This window comes from Silvibacterium bohemicum, from assembly GCF_001006305.1.
GTDB classification, from domain to species: Bacteria; Acidobacteriota; Terriglobia; order Terriglobales; family Acidobacteriaceae; genus Silvibacterium; species Silvibacterium bohemicum.
Map to the genome: position 1 here is coordinate 321,690 of NZ_LBHJ01000002.1, position 17,665 is coordinate 339,354.

Annotated in this window: 17 protein-coding genes and 1 tRNA gene; 9 read left to right on the forward strand and 9 right to left on the reverse strand. The window is 59.1% G+C overall.

Features of this window, described 5'->3' with window-relative positions:
* Nucleotides 1-227 precede the first annotated feature (227 nt).
* Nucleotides 228-1,841, forward strand: a complete 1,614-nt coding sequence (locus tag XX99_RS05330) for a hypothetical protein (protein WP_050058344.1) — start codon at nucleotides 228-230, stop codon at nucleotides 1,839-1,841.
* 20 nt (nucleotides 1,842-1,861) lie between these two features.
* On the opposite strand, the gene XX99_RS05335 is transcribed toward XX99_RS05330, so the two are convergent.
* From XX99_RS05335 to sucC, 6 genes are all read right to left on the reverse strand, one after another.
* Nucleotides 1,862-1,938: transfer RNA gene (locus XX99_RS05335), tRNA-Arg, on the reverse strand.
* A gap of 132 nt (nucleotides 1,939-2,070) precedes the next feature.
* Entirely contained in the window at nucleotides 2,071-2,487 is a 417-nt protein-coding gene (gene ndk, locus XX99_RS05340; RefSeq protein ID WP_050058345.1) for a nucleoside-diphosphate kinase, read from the reverse strand.
* A 63-nt stretch (nucleotides 2,488-2,550) separates the two neighbouring features.
* A complete protein-coding gene (locus XX99_RS05345; protein WP_184085130.1) occupies nucleotides 2,551-2,931 on the reverse strand; it encodes a type II toxin-antitoxin system VapC family toxin in 381 nt (126 codons plus the stop codon).
* Nucleotides 2,928-3,176 (reverse strand): hypothetical protein, encoded by a 249-nt coding sequence (locus XX99_RS05350; RefSeq protein ID WP_156185807.1) that lies wholly within the window; start codon nucleotides 3,174-3,176, stop codon nucleotides 2,928-2,930. Before XX99_RS05350 ends, XX99_RS05345 begins: the two co-directional genes overlap by 4 nt.
* Nucleotides 3,177-3,562: 386 nt before the next feature.
* Complete coding sequence (gene sucD, locus XX99_RS05355) at nucleotides 3,563-4,438, reverse strand: succinate--CoA ligase subunit alpha (RefSeq protein ID WP_050058347.1); 876 nt, start codon at nucleotides 4,436-4,438, stop codon at nucleotides 3,563-3,565.
* Nucleotides 4,439-5,617, reverse strand: coding sequence for an ADP-forming succinate--CoA ligase subunit beta (gene sucC / locus XX99_RS05360; RefSeq protein ID WP_050058348.1), 1,179 nt, complete (start codon nucleotides 5,615-5,617; stop codon nucleotides 4,439-4,441).
* An 837-nt stretch (nucleotides 5,618-6,454) separates the two neighbouring features.
* Between sucC and trpD the strand changes: the two genes are divergently transcribed.
* The 5 genes from trpD (at nucleotide 6,455) to XX99_RS05390 (ending at nucleotide 11,462) form a co-directional block, all read left to right on the forward strand.
* A complete protein-coding gene (gene trpD / locus XX99_RS05370; RefSeq protein WP_050058350.1) occupies nucleotides 6,455-7,522 on the forward strand; it encodes an anthranilate phosphoribosyltransferase in 1,068 nt (355 codons plus the stop codon).
* Between the two features lie 78 nt (nucleotides 7,523-7,600).
* Nucleotides 7,601-8,455 carry an acyltransferase gene (locus tag XX99_RS05375; RefSeq protein ID WP_050058351.1) on the forward strand — a complete coding sequence of 285 codons (855 nt, stop codon included), beginning with the start codon at nucleotides 7,601-7,603 and terminating at the stop codon, nucleotides 8,453-8,455.
* 219 nt (nucleotides 8,456-8,674) lie between these two features.
* Entirely contained in the window at nucleotides 8,675-9,379 is a 705-nt protein-coding gene (locus tag XX99_RS05380) for a site-2 protease family protein (protein WP_050058352.1), read from the forward strand.
* A gap of 98 nt (nucleotides 9,380-9,477) precedes the next feature.
* Nucleotides 9,478-10,590: a tryptophan--tRNA ligase gene (gene trpS / locus XX99_RS05385; protein WP_375782555.1), complete on the forward strand. Its 1,113-nt coding sequence runs from the start codon at nucleotides 9,478-9,480 to the stop codon at nucleotides 10,588-10,590.
* Nucleotides 10,587-11,462: a segregation and condensation protein A gene (locus XX99_RS05390; protein ID WP_231581159.1), complete on the forward strand. Its 876-nt coding sequence runs from the start codon at nucleotides 10,587-10,589 to the stop codon at nucleotides 11,460-11,462. The genes trpS and XX99_RS05390 overlap by 4 nt, the downstream gene beginning before the upstream one ends.
* Nucleotides 11,463-11,574: 112 nt before the next feature.
* Here the strand turns inward: XX99_RS05390 and XX99_RS05395 are convergent, their stop codons facing one another.
* Nucleotides 11,575-12,081, reverse strand: coding sequence for a hypothetical protein (locus tag XX99_RS05395; protein ID WP_050058354.1), 507 nt, complete (start codon nucleotides 12,079-12,081; stop codon nucleotides 11,575-11,577).
* 17 nt (nucleotides 12,082-12,098) lie between these two features.
* Complete coding sequence (locus XX99_RS05400; RefSeq protein WP_082125270.1) at nucleotides 12,099-12,806, reverse strand: dihydrofolate reductase family protein; 708 nt, start codon at nucleotides 12,804-12,806, stop codon at nucleotides 12,099-12,101.
* A gap of 192 nt (nucleotides 12,807-12,998) precedes the next feature.
* Here XX99_RS05400 and XX99_RS05405 point away from each other — a divergent pair, with 192 nt between their 5' ends.
* The 3 genes from XX99_RS05405 (at nucleotide 12,999) to XX99_RS05415 (ending at nucleotide 16,887) form a co-directional block, all read left to right on the forward strand.
* On the forward strand, nucleotides 12,999-14,621 hold the full coding sequence (locus tag XX99_RS05405) for an inorganic phosphate transporter (RefSeq protein ID WP_082125271.1): 1,623 nt from the start codon (nucleotides 12,999-13,001) through the stop codon (nucleotides 14,619-14,621).
* Nucleotides 14,622-14,731: 110 nt separating this feature from the next.
* Nucleotides 14,732-15,964: an SMC-Scp complex subunit ScpB gene (gene scpB / locus XX99_RS05410; protein ID WP_050058355.1), complete on the forward strand. Its 1,233-nt coding sequence runs from the start codon at nucleotides 14,732-14,734 to the stop codon at nucleotides 15,962-15,964.
* Entirely contained in the window at nucleotides 15,964-16,887 is a 924-nt protein-coding gene (locus tag XX99_RS05415; RefSeq protein ID WP_050058356.1) for a pseudouridine synthase, read from the forward strand. Before scpB ends, XX99_RS05415 begins: the two co-directional genes overlap by 1 nt.
* Before the next feature lie 202 nt (nucleotides 16,888-17,089).
* Here XX99_RS05415 and XX99_RS05420 read toward each other — a convergent pair whose 3' ends face one another.
* Nucleotides 17,090-17,482: a hypothetical protein gene (locus XX99_RS05420; protein ID WP_050058357.1), complete on the reverse strand. Its 393-nt coding sequence runs from the start codon at nucleotides 17,480-17,482 to the stop codon at nucleotides 17,090-17,092.
* Nucleotides 17,483-17,665 lie beyond the last annotated feature (183 nt).

The following is a 17,665-nucleotide window of genomic DNA, read 5'->3' on the forward strand; positions in this document are numbered from 1 at the left end:
ACTCCGACCAGATAGAGAAGAACGCTCTTGGCGGTGAAGGGCGGAAATTGCATGGAAGCTAGGATGCGGCGATCGATTCTCGCGCATAGGCGGCGTTGCGAAATCTCACGAAATGCGCCTTCGAAGACGATAATCTCCGGTCTATTCATGGGCAAAGTCAGGCCTTCGCATGATGGCTGAAGCGAGGACCTTCACGCTCAAGCGCTGCTTTACAATTGGGGCGACAGGTGACAACCATCCAGACACCAACAGGCTCTACTTCCCGACCGACTGTCCGTGACTTCTGCATCATCCTGCTGGTATACGTTGCAGCCTTTGCGATCGTTGCCGGATTTCCGCACATGCAGCCGGGCTTCTCGCTCGACGACTCATGGATTCACCAGGTTGTCTCCCGCAACTTTGCGCAAGATGGCTCTCTGGGATTCGTTCCCGGCAAGCGGTCCTCTGGTTCGACCAGCCTGTTGCTGACTCTGCTGCTCGCGGTGAAGTGGAAGCTGTTCCCGGCGTTGAGCCCGGTCGTCTACTCGGCGTGGTTGAGCGGAACGCTGCTGGTGGCGACAGGCTGGGGATTGATCGGGATGGCGCGCGCCGACGGTCTTTCGGAGACAGCATGCTGGATCTGGGCACTGACTCCGGCGCTCGACGGCAATTATCTCTGGCTCGGCACCATCGGCATGGAGCACGTCCTGTTCGTGACCTTGTCGGTGTGGGCGATTTACCTGTGGTTCCGCAGCAGCGCGCGCTCGGCGATCTTCTGCGCGCTATGCCTCGGAGCATTGACGTTGACCCGTCCGGAAGGGCTAGTGCTGGCGGTTCTCATCCTGGCCAGCAGTCGCTGGGCGAGGCGAGGGAAGCGAGACGTTCTGCCGGTAGTAATTGCCGTGGCGGGGTGCAGCCTGATTTCTCTCATCGTGAACTTCGTCACCTCCCATTCCTGGCTACCCGCGACCTATGCGGGCCGGAAGCTGCTGTATTGGGGAGTGGATCGGGTGCCTCTATGGGCTCACGTTCGCTTCTTCTCTTATTTGCTCTCCAATCTTTTTCAGCCGTGGCCGGTGCTGAAGGCCGCGATGACCGACACTCTGAACTTCTCGGTTTCCGGAATCTTCCTGGCGGTGATGCTCTTCGGCGTGTGGACCCTGGTGGGCAACAGACGCATGCGCGCCGTTCTTCTCGTCGTCTGGTGCGTCGTGCACATTGGGATTTACGACGTCATGCTGCCTTCGCGGGCTCACGGCGGCCGATACCTGCCTCTGCTTCTGCTGCTCAGCCTTCCACTGCTGTTTTTGGGCATCTACGCGATCGTCAATCGTGCCGGTACGCGGCTGAGTTCGCCGGTGAATCAATGGCTTCCGGCGGGAGCGATGATTGTCATCATTGCTCTGGCGGGATGGTTTTCGCTACGGCAATGGAGGGTGGTTACGGATGCCTGCGTGCGTCATATCGAAGGCACGCATGGCCAGATAGGAAAGCTGATCCTGAATACTCTGCCGCCGGGCACTCCGGTGGGATCCTTCGATATCGGGCGAATCGGCTATGTCGACGCGGATAATCTCGTCGATCTCAGCGGCCTAAGCGATACCGCATTTATTCCCTATCTGCGCAACCGGAGGATGCTTGAGTATCTCTACGCTCATCACATCCGCTACTTCGTCTGGCCGAGCCTCGAGGATGGGCAGTCGGCAATCCCTTACTTCCTGGATACGAATTCTCCCGAAGGCCGAAAGCTCAAGGTGGTAGCGCTCGTCTGCACGCCACACGACCAATGGAAGCGCGGTTTCACAGCTACGGGCAACGCCGCGACCTGCCAGACGCTGTACCAGCTTCCGGCTGCAGATTGATTTGTGGGGTGGGGGAGAGATGGTGCGCCCGAGAAGATTCGAACTTCTGACCTACAGCTTCGGAGGCTGCCGCTCTATCCAGCTGAGCTACGGGCGCATGCGTTTAGGATACTACGGCAGTCGCCGGGAAGATAAGCCTTCTCTTTAGAGTTGCCAGTCTTCAGTCGTTAGTCCCCAGTTTTCAGGCCTTGGCAGTTGCTGACGACTGGGGACCGGTGACAGACAACTATTACGCGAGCTCGTATCCGGCGAAGAAGTAGCCGATTTCGAACTTGGCGGTGTCCTCGGCGTCGGAGCCGTGGATGGCGTTCTCTTCGATCGATCCGGCGAACTTCTTGCGGATGGTGCCCTCTTCGGCGTTGGCCGGGTTGGTGGCGCCCATGAGCTTGCGCAGATCGGCGATGGCGTTTTCCTTCTCGAGCACGAGCGGGAAGATCGGCCCCGAGGACATGAAGCTGGTGAGCGAGTCGAAGAAGGGGCGTTCCTTGTGGACGTAGTAGAAGCCCTCGGCCTGGCTTTTGGAGATGGACAGCTTTTTGATGGCGATGATCTTGAAGCCGGCCTTCTCGATCTCAGCGAGGATGGCGGCGGTGTAGCCCTTGCGGACTGCGTCTGGCTTGATGATGCTGAAGGTGCGTTGGGACACCTGGTGATTCTCCTTAGATTTTGAAGCGCTGCTTCCAGTGTATTGCAGGCGGCTGAGAGGTCTCTACCAGATGGCTCTCGGATAGTGCTGCCGGATCTCTTCGTCCGCGGAGATGAGTATCGCAAGGCCGTTGGCCTTGGCCTGGGCAACGATGGTCCGGTCGAACGGGTCGCGCGTCCATTTTTCGTCAAGGGCTGCTTCCGCGACGGAGGGAAAGCTCAGATCGCAGACGATCAGGCCGATCTCTTGAGACAGTTTGCGCAGAACATCGCGGGCGCCGAGACGAACCCGGCCTATTTCATGCAGGTATTCGAGCTCGATCAGCACCATGGGCGAGATGAGGAGGTCGGCTGATTGCAGAACATCATGAGCTGCGGAAGAGATGCGTTTAAGATTGCCCTGGCCCAGCCTCAGAACCACATTCGTATCCAGATAAGCGATCACAGCTCGTCCCAGTCACGCTCCCAGGCTCGGGTCATCTCTTCGAGCAGCTTGGAGTCGTCTACCGATTCGTCGATCAACAAGTTGAGTGGCACGATCCGGTCGAGGCGGCTGGGGGGTGGGTCTTCCGGCGCGATACGGAAACGGCGACCCTTGTACATCACCCAGACTTGCTTGCCTTCCATGGCCTGGTTGACCATCTCGAAGAGATTCTTCCGAAGCTGGGTGATCGAGATCTCCACGATCATAGTGTACATCGTATTTGGTTTTTGATGTACATTGTGATCGACGCTCGAAGCATTACTTCCGCGTCTAGCCATCAGCGATTTCGGAACTGTGATGTGCTCAAACGCAAGGGATTCTGGACGATGAGTTCTGCGGCGAAGACAATTGTCGATTCATTTCGCGAAGTTGTGCCGGACCTGCTTGTGCCGAACTCAAGGCGATGCGGACCCAATGCGGTTGCGTGACGAGAACACGCAGCAATCGATCAAGCACCTCTCCGAGAAGCTAGATTCCGCTATCGATATTCGCGAATGGGGCTAAGCGCGTATGCGCGCCAGTAAGCCATCGCATAAAAAGTAAACGGGCCGCGCCAAAGCGCAGCCCGTTTACTTTTGCAGATGAAGCAGGCTTAAGCTTTACCAATCGCCCTTGCGAGTGTTTCGCCGATGGCTGCCGGGCTTTCGACGACGTGAATCCCCGCGGCGGTCAGGGCCTTCATCTTTTCGGCTGCGGTGCCCTGGCCTCCGGAGATGATGGCTCCAGCGTGGCCCATGCGTCGGCCTGGAGGCGCGGTCTGTCCCGCGATGAAGCCGACGACCGGCTTCTTCACATGCTGCTTCACGTACTCGGCGGCAGCTTCTTCCGCTGTTCCGCCGATTTCGCCGATGAGGATGATGGCCTCGGTCTCGGGGTCCTCATTGAGCAACTTGAGCGCGTCGATATGCGTGGTTCCGATAATCGGATCGCCGCCGATGCCGATCGCCGTCGACTGGCCGATGCCGCGCTGGGTGAGCTGGTAGACGGCCTCGTAGGTAAGGGTTCCCGAGCGGGAGACGATGCCTACGGAGCCTTCTTTGTGGATACGGCCGGGCATGATGCCGATCTTGGCCTTGCCGGGCGAGATGACGCCGGGGCAGTTGGGGCCGATGAGGCGCGAGCTTGAGCTCTTGAGCACGCTCCAGACCTTGACCATGTCATTGATCGGAATGCCCTCGGTGATGCAGATGATGAGCGGGAGCTTGGCTTCGTTGGCTTCGAGGATGGCGTCGGCCGCGAACGGTGGCGGCACGAAGATGACGGTGGCATTGGCTCCGGTCTTCTCGACGGCCTCTTCGACGGTATCGAATACCGGCCAGCCTTCGTGAGTAGTTCCACCTTTGCCCGGAGTCACGCCACCGACGACTTTGGTGCCGTACTCGGCGCAGCCCTTGGCATGAAAGGTGCCTTCCTTGCCGGTGATGCCCTGGACGATGAGGCGAGTTTCCTTATTGACGAGAACTGCCATTTACTTGCCTCCCTTCGCGGCGGCCACGACGATATCCGCTGCGTCCTTCATGGTTGCGCCGACGGAAAACTTCAAACCGGACTCTTCCAGGATCTTGCGGCCTTCCTCAACATTGGTTCCTTCAAGGCGGAGGACGATCGGCAAGGTGACATTCAGCTTCCTCGCCGCCGCTACCACCGCGGTCGCCAGAACGTCGACGCGCAGAATGCCGCCGAAGATGTTAATGAAGATGGCCTGCACGTTCTTGTCAGCCAGCAGGATGGCGAAGGCTGCCTCGATCTGCTGCTGGTTGGCGCCGCCGCCTACATCGAGGAAGTTCGCGGGTGAGCCACCGGCGTACTGAATAATGTCCATGGTGGCCATGGCCAGTCCGGCTCCGTTCACCATGCAGGCAATGTTGCCGTCGAGCTTGATGTAGTTGAGGGCGTACTTCGAGGCCTCGACTTCGAGGGGATCCTCTTCAGCCACGTCGCGCAGCTCTTTGAGCTCCTTGTGGCGGAAGATGGCGTTGTCGTCGAAGTTGATCTTGCAGTCGAGGGCGAAGAGCTTGTCGTCCTTGGTAGTGATGAAGGGATTGATCTCGAGCAGCGAGGCATCGGTCTCGATGTAGGCCTTGTAGATGCCGGTCATGAACTTGACCGCTTCATTGATCTGAGTCGGCTTCAATCCAAGGGCAAACGCCAGCTGGCGCGCCTGATAAGGCTGGAAGCCGACCGCCGGATCGATGTAGGCCTTGTGGATGGCCTTGGGGTCCTTGGCGGCGACCTCTTCGATCTCCATGCCGCCGGCCTTCGACGCCATGAATGCCAGCTTGGCCGCTGCACGATCGAGCACGATGCCGAGGTAGAGCTCGCGATCGATGGCTGCTGTCTCTTCGATCAGCAGGCGCTGGACCTTTTGTCCCTGCGGGCCGGTCTGATGGGTGATGAGTTGCATGCCGAGGATCTGCTTCGCATACTGCTCGGCCTCCTCGATGTTCTTCGCCACCTTCACGCCGCCGCCCTTGCCGCGGCCTCCAGCGTGGATCTGCGCTTTGACGACCACACCGTTCGCGCCATTGGCGAACAGCTTCTTAGCCACATCCAACGCTTCGTCGAGCGTATTGGCTACTTCTCCCCGCGGCACGGCGACGCCGTATTTCGCGAGGATGTCCTTTGCCTGGTACTCGTGAATTTTCATAAATAGTTCGCGACTCGAAAATATTACCTTACTGGTGGGAGAACTGACCGCAGGCCCGCTCAGCCACGGCTCATCCGTGACGGAAAGACTGCATTGCAGAAGACCTTCCAGTGTAGCGGACGGAATGGGCGGTTGTCAGGTTTGGGGATGGCCGCGAAACGAGGTAATTCTCCGAAAAATAATGGATGAGGATCGGTTTCAAGCTGTTTTGAGAGAGTGTCTGTAAACTGCAGCCTTATGGCCACACCGTCAGCCAGCCTGTCACTTCCAGCGCAATTGTGGTTATTCGCTGACTACTTGTCCTTGATGTCAATAGCGTGTTTTGTTTTCGCTCTGGTTTACACAAAGCTGGACCGTTGGTTTGTCAGCGTCCAAGGCATTCCGGGATTCGCCATTGTAAAAAGCGTCGAACAGATTCGAACGCTTCCCGAAAGGATGTGGGAGGTCACAATTGAAGTCTTTCCAGAAGACATCCCAAATCTGATGTTCCAACGCACCATGCAGTGGACGGACTCGGAATTTCAGGACCGGACGCCAATGCCAGAGCCCAATGGACGACTGCCAATTCGTTTTCGCCGGGCTCCGCGCCCACTCGTCATGCCGATGAAGATCCTGCCCTGGACGAGGAATCGAACAAAATAATCGTTGTTGCCCCTTAGAGTTTTCTGGGAAAAGGCGCGTCTTGGCCGCACGGTAAGGTCGAAAAAGGCGCGTCAACGGCGGAAGCTCAAGCGTCTCGACTTGCACGGTCTCAGTCAATCCTCCTTCATTGGCATCGACAAGATACAAGTGCATCCGATCGTCCCAGAAACGCCCTGGACGATACACTGAGGCTTCATGGATGGACTGAAGCCGATTTTGAAGTTGGTTGTGGAACAGGGCGCAACTTTGAGCCGCGAGCAGGCGCGTCAGGTCCTGAGCGAGGTGCTGGCCAGTGAATCCGGCGATGGCGATCTGGAGATTGCTGCGCTGCTGACCGCAATGGCGACGCGCGGCGAGACAGCGGAGGAGCTGACCGGCTTTGCCGAAGCCATGCGGGCGCTGGCGACTCCTGTGCCGCTTTCCGATACGGAGCGGGCGGCGCTCGTAGATACCTGCGGGACCGGCGGCGATGGCCTCGGGACGTTCAATATTTCGACGGGCGCGGCGCTGGTTGCGGTGGCAGCGGGAGCCAAGGTGGCCAAGCATGGCAATCGCGCGGTCACGTCAAAATGCGGGTCGGCCGATGTGCTGGAGGCGCTTGGCGTGCCAGTGACTCTGAGTCCCGATCAAGCGGCGGAGTGCCTGCGGGCGACGGGCTTCATGTTTCTGCTGGCTCCGTCGCTCCATCCGGCGATGAAGCGCGTGATGCCCATCCGGCGGGCGCTGGGTTTTCGGACGATCTTTAACCTGGCCGGGCCGCTGACGAATCCGGCGGGCGCTCAGGCGCAGGTGATGGGCGTGTATTCGGCACAAAAACTGCCCATCGTGGCTGAATCCATGGCCCGGCTTGGTGTGCGGCATGCGTTTGTCGCGCACGGCAGCGACGGTCTGGACGAGATCACGGTTACCGGCGGAACGGATCTGGCGGAAGTGAGAAGTGTAGGGGAGAGGGGACAGGGTGTAGGGGGTAGCGTGCGTCTCTTTGCCCTGGGACTCGATGAGATGGGGTTTTCGCGAGCTTCGCTTTCCGACTTGGCGGGAGGCGGCACCGCGCAGGAGAATGCGGCGATTCTTCTGGGGATTTTTGCCGGTGAACTGGGTCCGAAGCGCGACATTGTTCTGTTGAATGCGGCTGCGGCCCTGGTTGTCGCGGGCGTGGCGTCGGATTTCCAAGATGGTGTTGCTCGAGGGGCGGCGGCGATTGATTCGGGAGCGGTTCGGACCGTCGTTCAGAGGCTCGCCAAATTCGGCAAAGAAACCTAAGGCGCGTCTCAACTGCGACTTTCAACGTCGATAGGCATCAGAATATCGACAGCGTAAGCTTAGAAACCAAGGACTGATATGCCCCGCTACGAATATCGCGATCTCGAGCCTTCACGGGAAGCTAAAGAAGTCTTCATCCGCTGGATCGACTACCTGGATGAGTCGTTCACCAAGCACAAGAAGCCTGCCTTGCGGCAGGAGCTGGTGCGTGACAACCTTCACCAGCTCCTGCTGGGAAGTCCGCATGGCGGCAAGCTCAACTTCACGCTGACCAGCGAGCTGCCGTTCAACGTGCTCGAGCTTTCGCTCGATCCGCAAAACGTCACGCTGGAGCCGGAGTACTACGGCGACATCGACGCGACGCGGTATGCGTGCATCAAGCCGCTGATCTGGTTCTGGCACATGTTCGATCACTCGCCGGTGTCTTTCAATCACTGGCTGGGCTTTCGTTTTCGGGCCATGCTGGGCAAACACATCTTCAAGAGCATCGGAAAGAACGTAAAGATTTTCCACGGCGTGGAGTTCAGCTACGGCTATAACCTCACCATCGAGGACGATTGCGTGATCCACAAGTACGTGATGCTCGACGACCGCGGCGAGATCATCATCAAGAAGGGAACGTCAATTTCGGACTATGCGGCGGTGTATTCGCACGCGCATGACCCTGTGGATTCGAGTGTGGTCGAGAACCGTAAGACAGAGATCGGTCCCGGCGCGCGCCTGACGTTCCACTCGGCGGTGATGGCCGGAGTGCGCGTGGGCGACGATGCCATGCTGGGCGCGATGAGCCTGGCGACGCGTGATGTCGACGACCACTCAATCGCGGGCGGCGTGCCGGCAAAGCAGCTCAAGACCAAAGACGAGGCCACGCAATTCGAAGACAGAACAGACGTGAAGGCTCCGGAGCGAGTAGTCAAGGCACAGTGCGATTAAAGCAGGGGACAGGGTTTAGGGCACAGGGCTCAGCAAAGTTAGTTAGTGTTAGGGTCTCCTGAGTTCTGCAAATCATGGGCTAAACGGGCTTGGTCGCGGGCTCGGGGCGCATGATGGTCCTTTTGATCGGCGTCTAGTTTTTTTCTGAGCCCTGAGCCCTGAGCCCTGAGCCCTCCACCCTATTCCCTTAGATCGTTCCTGTTACCATCGAAGCTGTTCATGAGTCAGCAAGCGATTCTGCTTAAGATTTTCGAGTTCGCCATCCTCGTCTTTTCGCTCAGTTTGCACGAGGCGGCACACGCGTGGATGGCTTCTCGCCTCGGCGACCAGACGGCAAGAATGCTGGGACGGGTGACGTTGAACCCGATCAAGCATATCGATCCCTTTGGAACGATTCTGATTCCGCTGGCGATGCTTTTTCTCGGCTCCTACGGACGCTTTCTGATCGGCTGGGCCAAGCCTACCCCGGTGACCACGCGCAACTTCAAGAACGTCCGCCGCGATGACATTCTCACCACCCTGGCCGGCCCGGGGAGCAATGTGCTGGCGGCGATCGTCGCATTGATCGCGCTGATCCTGCTGAGCAAGACCAGCATGGCGGGCGCGCTGGCGGTGCATCAGATCGTGGCCGGGGCCATCGATCCCGACCTCATGGCAGCCAGCCCTGTGATGTTCCCGATGGCCATCATTTTTTACCTCGGCCTGGTGCTGAACCTCTTCCTCGCCGTCTTCAATCTGCTGCCGCTGCCGCCGCTGGATGGATCGCACATTTTCCGCCACATGCTGCCCTACAACGCGCTGCGGATTTACGACTCGCTGGGCATGATCAGCCTGGTGCTGATGTTGTTCATCGGCGCGCCGCTGGTGAATTTCTTCGTGGCTCCGGCACTGGGCATCGTGAATGCCATTCTGTTGTCGATCTAGTCGCTAAAAGGCGGGTCGCTTACAAGCGGTTGGCTGAAAGCCGGTTGGCCATGAACCGGTTGGCTTAAGAACGTGCGCTTCCGACGCCTTTTCGTACAATGGAGCGAGTCTCTTCGAGTAAGGAATTTTTGGTGTCGAACACTTCTTCTGAAATGCGGAAGCGCGTGCTGAGCGGCATGCGCCCGACCGGCAAACTCCACCTCGGCAATTACATGGGCGCCCTCTACAACTGGGTGCGGTTGCAGCATGAGTACGAGTGCTACTTCTTCATCGCCGACTGGCATGCGCTGACCACGGACTACTCCGACGTGTCGAAGCTCCCGGAGAATACCCGGGAGGTTGCGCTCGACTTTCTTGCCGCCGGGCTCGATCCGGAGAAGTGTGTTCTGTTCGTGCAGAGCGCGGTGAAGCAGCATGCCGAACTGCATCTGCTGTTCTCGATGATTACGCCGCTGGGCTGGCTGGAGCGCGTGCCGTCTTACAAAGACCAGCAGGAGCAGTTGAAGGAAAAAGATCTTGCTACGTATGGATTTTTGGGCTATCCGCTGCTGCAGTCCGCGGATATTCTGATCTACCAGCCGGATTTCGTGCCGGTGGGACAGGATCAGGTCGCGCATGTGGAGCTTACGCGGGAAGTGGCGCGACGGTTTAATCAGTTTTATCCGAAGCGGTTAACGGCGGAGTTCAATGTAGGTGTACTGCCTGCTGTCGATATACCCATTCTGCCTGAGCCGAAGGTTCTGCTCACTCCGTCTCCCAAGCTTCCCGGCACCGACGGTCGCAAGATGTCGAAGAGCTACGGCAATACGGTTCTGTTGAGTGATCCGGAACCGATCGTTCGGCAGAAGTTGAAGCCGATGGTCACCGACCCGGCTCGCGTCCGGCGCAGCGATCCGGGAAATCCTGAAGTTTGCCCGGTCTTCGATCTGCACAAGGTCTTTTCGAGTGCGGAGACGCAGGCGAAGGCGCGCGAGGGCTGCACGACGGCGGGCATCGGTTGCATCGAGTGCAAGAGCTGGGTGGCAGATGCGATTGTGGCCGAGCTGGCTCCCATTCAGGAGCGGCGTCATCATTACGAATCGAATCCCTCAGTGGTAAAGGAGATTCTGCACGCGGGGAATCTTCGCGCCATGGCTCGTGCCGAGCAGACGATGCTTGAAGTGCGCAGCGCTATGGGTCTCGCTCCGGCGGAGGTCGGAATAGCACAGTGACCGAACCCACCAAACCCGAGGCTACTCCCGACGCATCCTCCGCCAAGGCGCAATACGAGAAGACGGCGCGCGACCTCAAGAAGGAAGAGGTCAACGTCTTCCCGTTCTCCGTCACCGTAGGCAAGGTGTATGACGGGCCGCTCGATCTGCTGCTGGATCTGATTCGCAAGCAGGATATCGATATCTACGACATTCCCATTGCCAAGATCACGGCGCAGTTTCTCTCCTATGTCGAAGGGCTGAAGCAGACCGACATCGATTCAGCCGGCGAGTTCATTTACACCGCCGCTCTGCTGATCCAGATCAAGAGCCGCATGCTGTTGCCGCGCTCTCCGGCCGAGGGTGCGGAGGGCGAGGCCGACGATCCCCGCCGCGAGCTGGTGGAGCGGCTGCTCGAGCACGAGCGCTTCAAGAACGCCGCGCAGATGCTGCACGAGAAGCAGCAGATCGAATCGGCAACGTGGACCAATCCCGGCATCCGCGAATTTCGCAACACCGCAGGCACCGAGCAGGAGATCGACGCGGACACCATGGACCTGGTGCGCGTCTTCCGTGAGATCCTGGAGCGCATCAAGAGCCGGCCGGTGCTGGACCTGCAGGAGGATTCCGTCACCGTCGGGCAGATGATCGACTTCATGCGCCGCCGTCTGGTGATGGAGGACAAGCCCATCGCACTGAGCAAGCTGCTGGCGAATACCCGCTCCGAGCGGGCGCTGATTGCCATGTTCCTCGCTCTGCTGGAGCTGGTGCGGCTGCAGGCCATTCTGCTGCGGCAGGACCGCAATTTCAGCGACATCTTCGTGAAGAAGCACGAGCAGTTCGAGCAGGTGCTGAACGAGCGCATGAGCCAGGTTCGGGACGACTGGTCTTAGCAGTGCAGCTAAAGTGCGGTTGACTGAGAAACGGTTAGCTGAAGTCCGTTTCGCTAAGAACCGGTTAGCTCAAATCAGGCAACTCCTGCTGGCTTAGTTTGCAGTAGTTCGATCAGGGCTGAAGCTTTGCTCTCGGATCATCAGTCGGATCTACTGTGACCACGCCTTCCGGTAGTTCAGCGTAGCTGCGGGCGCTGCTCCATTCCCAGTCCGTTGCATGAATTGCCAGTCCCGCTTTTACGGGAGCCTGGTGCAGGAAATTGAGACTCGCGACGATCTGGTCTGCGCCGACGATGTGCTTATCGGCCATCGTTTTCTCCCATGCCGATTCGTCCACGCGTGCGGAGGTGTTGTAGCGCCTCTGAAAGCGCTGGCGCAGGGTCAGGATCACCTCTTCCGCTGTTTCCATTTCAGGCTCGGAGATGAGGACGTGGAAGTTGGACGGCATCACGACATATCCGGCAATTTTGAAGCGATACTTCACCCTCAGTTGCTCCAGCAGCTGACATAACAGGTCGCGATGCTTCTCGAGACCGAGCTTCTCCTGGTGGCGAAAGCAAGTACTGGTGATGAGGTGCAGCTCTCCCTTTCCGAAGACCGACTTTCGAACGATGGGCATCCGTTGATTCTAGCCGGTCAGATTCCACGTCTCAGCATCGAGACGCGGGGCACCCGTTTTTTGAGCACCGGGCGGTATCGCGGCTGCTTCGCAATGGTGACGTGCAGGACGTTGGGCGATGCGATATGGGTGACGTGTTGGTATCCGAGCGCAGGCAGGTCGATGCCTTCAAGAAGCGGCTCACCGCCGCCGAGTAGAACGGGCGAATAGGAGAGCTGCAGCTCATCAATCAGCCCAGCGCGGAGGTAGGAGCGAAGAGTAGCGACTCCCCCGCCGATCCTGACGTCTTTTTCCTGTGCCGCTTCGCGGGCGCGCTCCAGCGCTTCATGGATGCCGCCGGTTACGAAGTGGAAGGTGGTTCCACCCTTCATCGCCAGCGGCTCGCGTTTGTAATGCGTGAGGACGAAGACCGGGGTGTGGTACGGAGGCTCGTTCCCCCACCATCCCTTCCACGAGTCGTCGAGCCAGGGTCCGCGCACCGGCCCGAACATGTTGCGCCCCAGAATCCAGGCACCCACATTTTCGAAGCCGCGGGCAGCAACGCTGTCGTCAATGCCTGTAGAACCTCCATCTTTTCCGTGCATGGCGTTGAAGGTTCGGGTGGCGAAGAACCAGCCGAATAGGAGCGGTCCACCCTCTCCGAGGGGACTTTCAAGGTTCTGATTCGGACCCGCCCCGTAGCCGTCGAGGGAGACGCTGAAGGTATGAACACGCACTTTAGACATAGCAGGTGTTTATCAAACCCTTACTGGTTTGGCTAGCGCACCCTAGCGATTTCGCTGTATTCATACAGCATTCATTAAATATTCATAAAGAGCGCCTTCAATTTTATCCTCCATCTCGACTGCGGCTGATAGCTTGCTGAACGAATCCCCTTTCGATCGATCCCGCACGGCAACTTCAGGAGTACGACTTCTATGGATAACGGAAGCAGCGTCGCAATTTCTCCGGATCAGGTAGCCAATCCTTCTTCGGTTCATAACAAGCTCAACAAATCGCCGGGCATGATCGGCATGGTCCTCTTCGCACTGGTGCTGCTGGGCGGCATCGGATACGCGGTCATGCACCTCGCAGGTGATCTCGCCGGCACCCACATGATTTCGGTCTGGCCTTATGTCCTGCTGGGCGTCGCGCTGCTGATCGCGCTGGGCTTCGAGTTCGTCAATGGCTTTCACGACACGGCCAACGCGGTGGCTACGGTCATCTATACCCATTCGTTGGAGCCGCACATCGCCGTGGTGTGGTCGGGCATGTGGAACCTCATCGGCGTGCTGACCTCGTCGGGCGCTGTGGCCTTCACCATCCTCTCGCTGCTGCCGGTGGAACTGATTCTCCAGGTCGGCAAGGGCGCGGGATTCGCGATGGTCTTCTCCCTGCTGATCGCTGCCATCATCTGGAACCTCAGCACCTGGTGGCTGGGCCTGCCGGCTTCGAGTTCGCACACCCTGATCGGATCGATCATTGGAGTGGGTCTCGCGAACCAGTGGATGGGCGGAAAGAACGGCACCAGCGGCGTCGATTGGGCGCAGGCTGCGGGCGTTTTCCGGGCGCTGTTGATCTCTCCGCTGGTGGGCTTCGGCTGCGCGGCGATTTTGCTGCTGATCCTCAAGCTTCTGGTGAAGAAGCCGGAGCTGTATGAGTCCCCCAAAGGCGACGCAGCACCGCCGTGGTGGATTCGCGGCCTGCTGATCCTTACCTGCACCGGTGTGAGCTTCGGACACGGGTCAAATGACGGACAGAAGGGCATGGGCTTGATCATGCTCATCCTGATCGGCACGGTGCCGACGGCGTACGCATTGAACCATGCCATTGGTTACAACCAGGTCCAGGATTTTGCGGCCGTTTCTGAGCAGGCGGCGCGGGCGCTCTCCGGGTACGTTTCTACAAATGCTGTAATGGACGATGCCCGCACCGATCTCACCGACTATATCCGCACCAAGCAATTCACTCCGACCACCATGCTCGCGGCGCGACAGATGGCGGTCGAAATCCAGAACGAAGTGCTTTCCTACAAGAGCCTGGCCGGCGTTCCGGCCGACCAGCAGCAGAACGTTCGCAACGATATGTATGTCGAGAGCGAAGCGCTGCGCCTGATGGCGAAATCGGGCGATCCGAAGTTCACTTCGCCTGAAAATGCGGTGCTGGCGAACTACAAGAAGCACCTGGACCTTTCGACGAAGTTCATTCCGAGCTGGGTGAAGGTTGCGGTGGCACTGGCGCTGGGCCTGGGCACGATGGTGGGCTGGAAGCGCATCGTGGTCACGGTAGGCGAGAAGATCGGCAAGACGCACCTGACGTATGCGCAGGGTGCTTCGGCTGAAATTGTTGCCGCGGTCACCATCATCGCCGCCGATCAGTACCATATGCCGGTTTCCACTACGCACGTTCTGTCTTCGGGCGTAGCTGGCACCATGCTGGCCAATGGCAGCGGTCTCCAGCTTTCCACCTTGCGCAACATTGCTCTGGCCTGGATCTTTACACTCCCGGTGGCGGCAACGCTGGCGGCGGGAATCTTCTGGGCGATGCGGCAATTCATCTAATCCGGCTGTAGCCTTCCCGGCCACAGCGCAACCACCTGACGGATCAACGGCGCTTCTGTACTATTTCAGAAGCGTCGTTTTTCTTTTCTGGAGCGCCATTTCCCCTACACATGAGTTTGAAAGCCAAGATCGAAGCTGTTATTTATGCCGCCGAAGAGCCGGTTACGCTGGCCCAGCTCGCGGCCCTGTTCCAAAACGATGTTCTCGAGACGAGAGAGACCCGGCTGGCTGTCCTGGCGGTAAGCGAGGATCTTGCGTCCCCGCCGCCGGCGCCTGAAGCAGACGAAGAAGCACCCTCTCTCGCGCTGGAGGCTGGCGAAGTTACGGTTGTGCTGACTTCCGAGCTGGGTTCCGACCCAGGTTCCGAGCTGGAGGTCGTCGCCGAGGAAGTTGCAGCGGAGCTGGAAGCAGCGGCACCGGAAACGTCAGAACTGGAAACGTTGGGGGTCGAAGTGCCGGAACCGAGTGCGCCTGACGCTGAGCCTCCGGTTGTTGAGTCTTCGCTTGAGGATGAAAAACGCGCGGCCGAGCGTGCAATCGAGGATGAGAAGCGAGCGGCGCGGCAGCGGGATCGTGACGTCCGGGACGAGCTTCGAGCCATCCTTGACGGGCTTATCGCCGAGTACGCCGAGAGCGACCGCGGGATGGAGATCCGCGAGATCGCCGGGGGCTACCGCGTGGCCACCAAGCCGGAATACCACGATGCCGTGCGCGGCTTTGTGAAGAGCCTGAAGCCGCCGTTGAAGCTGTCTCTACAGGCACTGGAGACGCTGGCGGTAATCGCCTACAAGCAGCCGGTGACTGCGCCGGAAGTGAGCGAGATCCGCGGCGTGGATTCAGGCGGCGTGCTGGGCTCGCTGGTGAGCCGAAAGTTGATTACGACGGCCGGACGGAAGCAGGTGATCGGCCGTCCGATTCTCTACAAGACTACGAAGGAATTCCTGCTGCGTTTCGGACTTAAAGACCTGAACGAGCTGCCCTCTATCGAGGAATTCGAAAAGATGGCGGGCGAATTGGCCGAGCCCGATCAGGTTGCGGAGGCTGACGGCGAGCCCGAAATCGCGAGACCGGAGCTGCCGTTCGAGCCGAATGCCGACGATCTGGCGGAAGAGCCGGAGCTGTCGTCCGGAGAGCCGGTGGATGGGGAACCGGTGGACGAGGAGCAGGTCGATGAAGAGGCGCTGGCAGCGGCGGTCGACACCATCCAGGTGCATGGTAAGGGCGGAGCCGATGGCGACGCAGATCTACCCGGCGTCAAGGTCGAGGCAGAGGTGAAACCCGCCGATCTGGTGGATGCAGGTGAGGCTACGTCCGCGGTAGGACAGCCGGGCGAGGGAGACTGATGGTGAACAAAGAGGCAGGATCGCAGCTGGAGCGGTTGCAAAAGATAATTGCCTCGGCGGGCATCTGCTCGCGTCGCAAGGCCGAAGAGCTGATCGCCGAAGGACGGGTGCAGGTCAACGGCGAGGTCGTTACCGAGCCCGGCACCAAGGCCGATGTCACGAAGGACCACATCCGCGTGGACGGGAAGCTGCTGCAAGGCGGCGAGCGCCATCGCTACTACATGGTGAACAAGCCCAAGGGCTACGTAACCACGGTCAGCGATCCCGAAAACCGGCCTACGGTGATGCAGATCATCCAAAAAGGCAAGCGGAGCGGCGAGCGTGTCTTTCCCGTAGGACGCCTGGATTACGCCAGCGAGGGCCTTCAGCTGCTGACCAACGACGGTACGCTGGCCAACTCGCTGACTCGCGCTTCTTCCAGGGTTGAGAAGACCTACCTGGTGAAGGTAAGCGGCAAGCCAGAGGAGTCTGCCCTGGACCAGATTCGCGGCGGCGTGATGATCGAGAAGGGCAGGCTGGGCGCGCGAGAAGGCCGGGTCCTGGCTGCGCCGGCCAAGGTGCGGCTGATCCGCGACGCCGAGAATCCCTGGTACGAGATGGTGCTGATCGAAGGCCGCAATCGCGAGATTCGCAAGATGTTCGAAGAAATCGGCCATCATGTGGAGAAGATCCGGCGTGTGGGCTACGGTCCTCTGGTGCTGGACGTTGAACCGGGGGAATTTCGCGAACTCTCCGAGCAGGAGGTCGAGCGTCTGCGGCACGCGGTACGGCCGCGCAAGCCGGCAAAGCCGCAACAAGCGAAAGAACGGCCGGCGAAAAGCGCAGCCTCCGGAACGGATGTGCGGCCCAAGAAAACGGCTGCGAAGCGATCCGGAAGGCCTGCGGCTGGCCGACGGAAACCAGGCTTCAAGGCCGGCCGATAAAAGTCGGGAAATTGCCAGCGGTGCTCTCGTTCTGGCGCCGGGTAGTCTCACCAGAAATATTTCGAGGGTGATCGGCGCGGTAAGTTGCCACATCGAGAGAGCTGCGGCGATTATTTCCGCCTGACGGTTCATCCCGAATGCAAAAAAATGAGCCTGTGCCGGAGCGTGCCGGCACAGGCCCTGTGACGAGTGTTATTGCATATTACTGGCCGCTCACCTGAGCCACTAAGCTGCCCGCATCGTGGCGTCTCGCGGGAGCGTCCAGTCTTGAGGTGATCCGGGACCCGAGTTGAACGGTGCGCAGCTCACGGGTGCTACCTTGATCATCGAACTTCATTAAAAGGGGTTTCTGGATGGCCGTCTCGTCGGCGGGGGATACGGCCCAGACGATGGCTTCCTTGGGATCTGCAATGTTGCGCAGTGTGAGAATGTTCTTATTCATGCTGAGGGAAGCGTCGTATTTGCCCGCCGGGAACGAGATGCCATGAGTTTCGAAATTGAAGGGAACATTCACCACTGCTCGATCTGCCGCGAAAGCAGCAGTAGCGCAGAGGGCGGCGGAAGTTAAAGCGATAGACCGAAGCATGGAACGCATAGCGTTTTCTCCTACGAGAAAGACACTAGCGACTGGACGGCAGGGCTGTCGTTAAATCGGCGTCCAATAGTTGTCAAATTAGTAGACGGCGATTTTGACGGTTGTTATCATCCATTCACTTTTCCCTCTCACGCGTTTTTACCCAGTGTTTTCGCGGGTGCAACCGTATGTGAGCCCTTCACA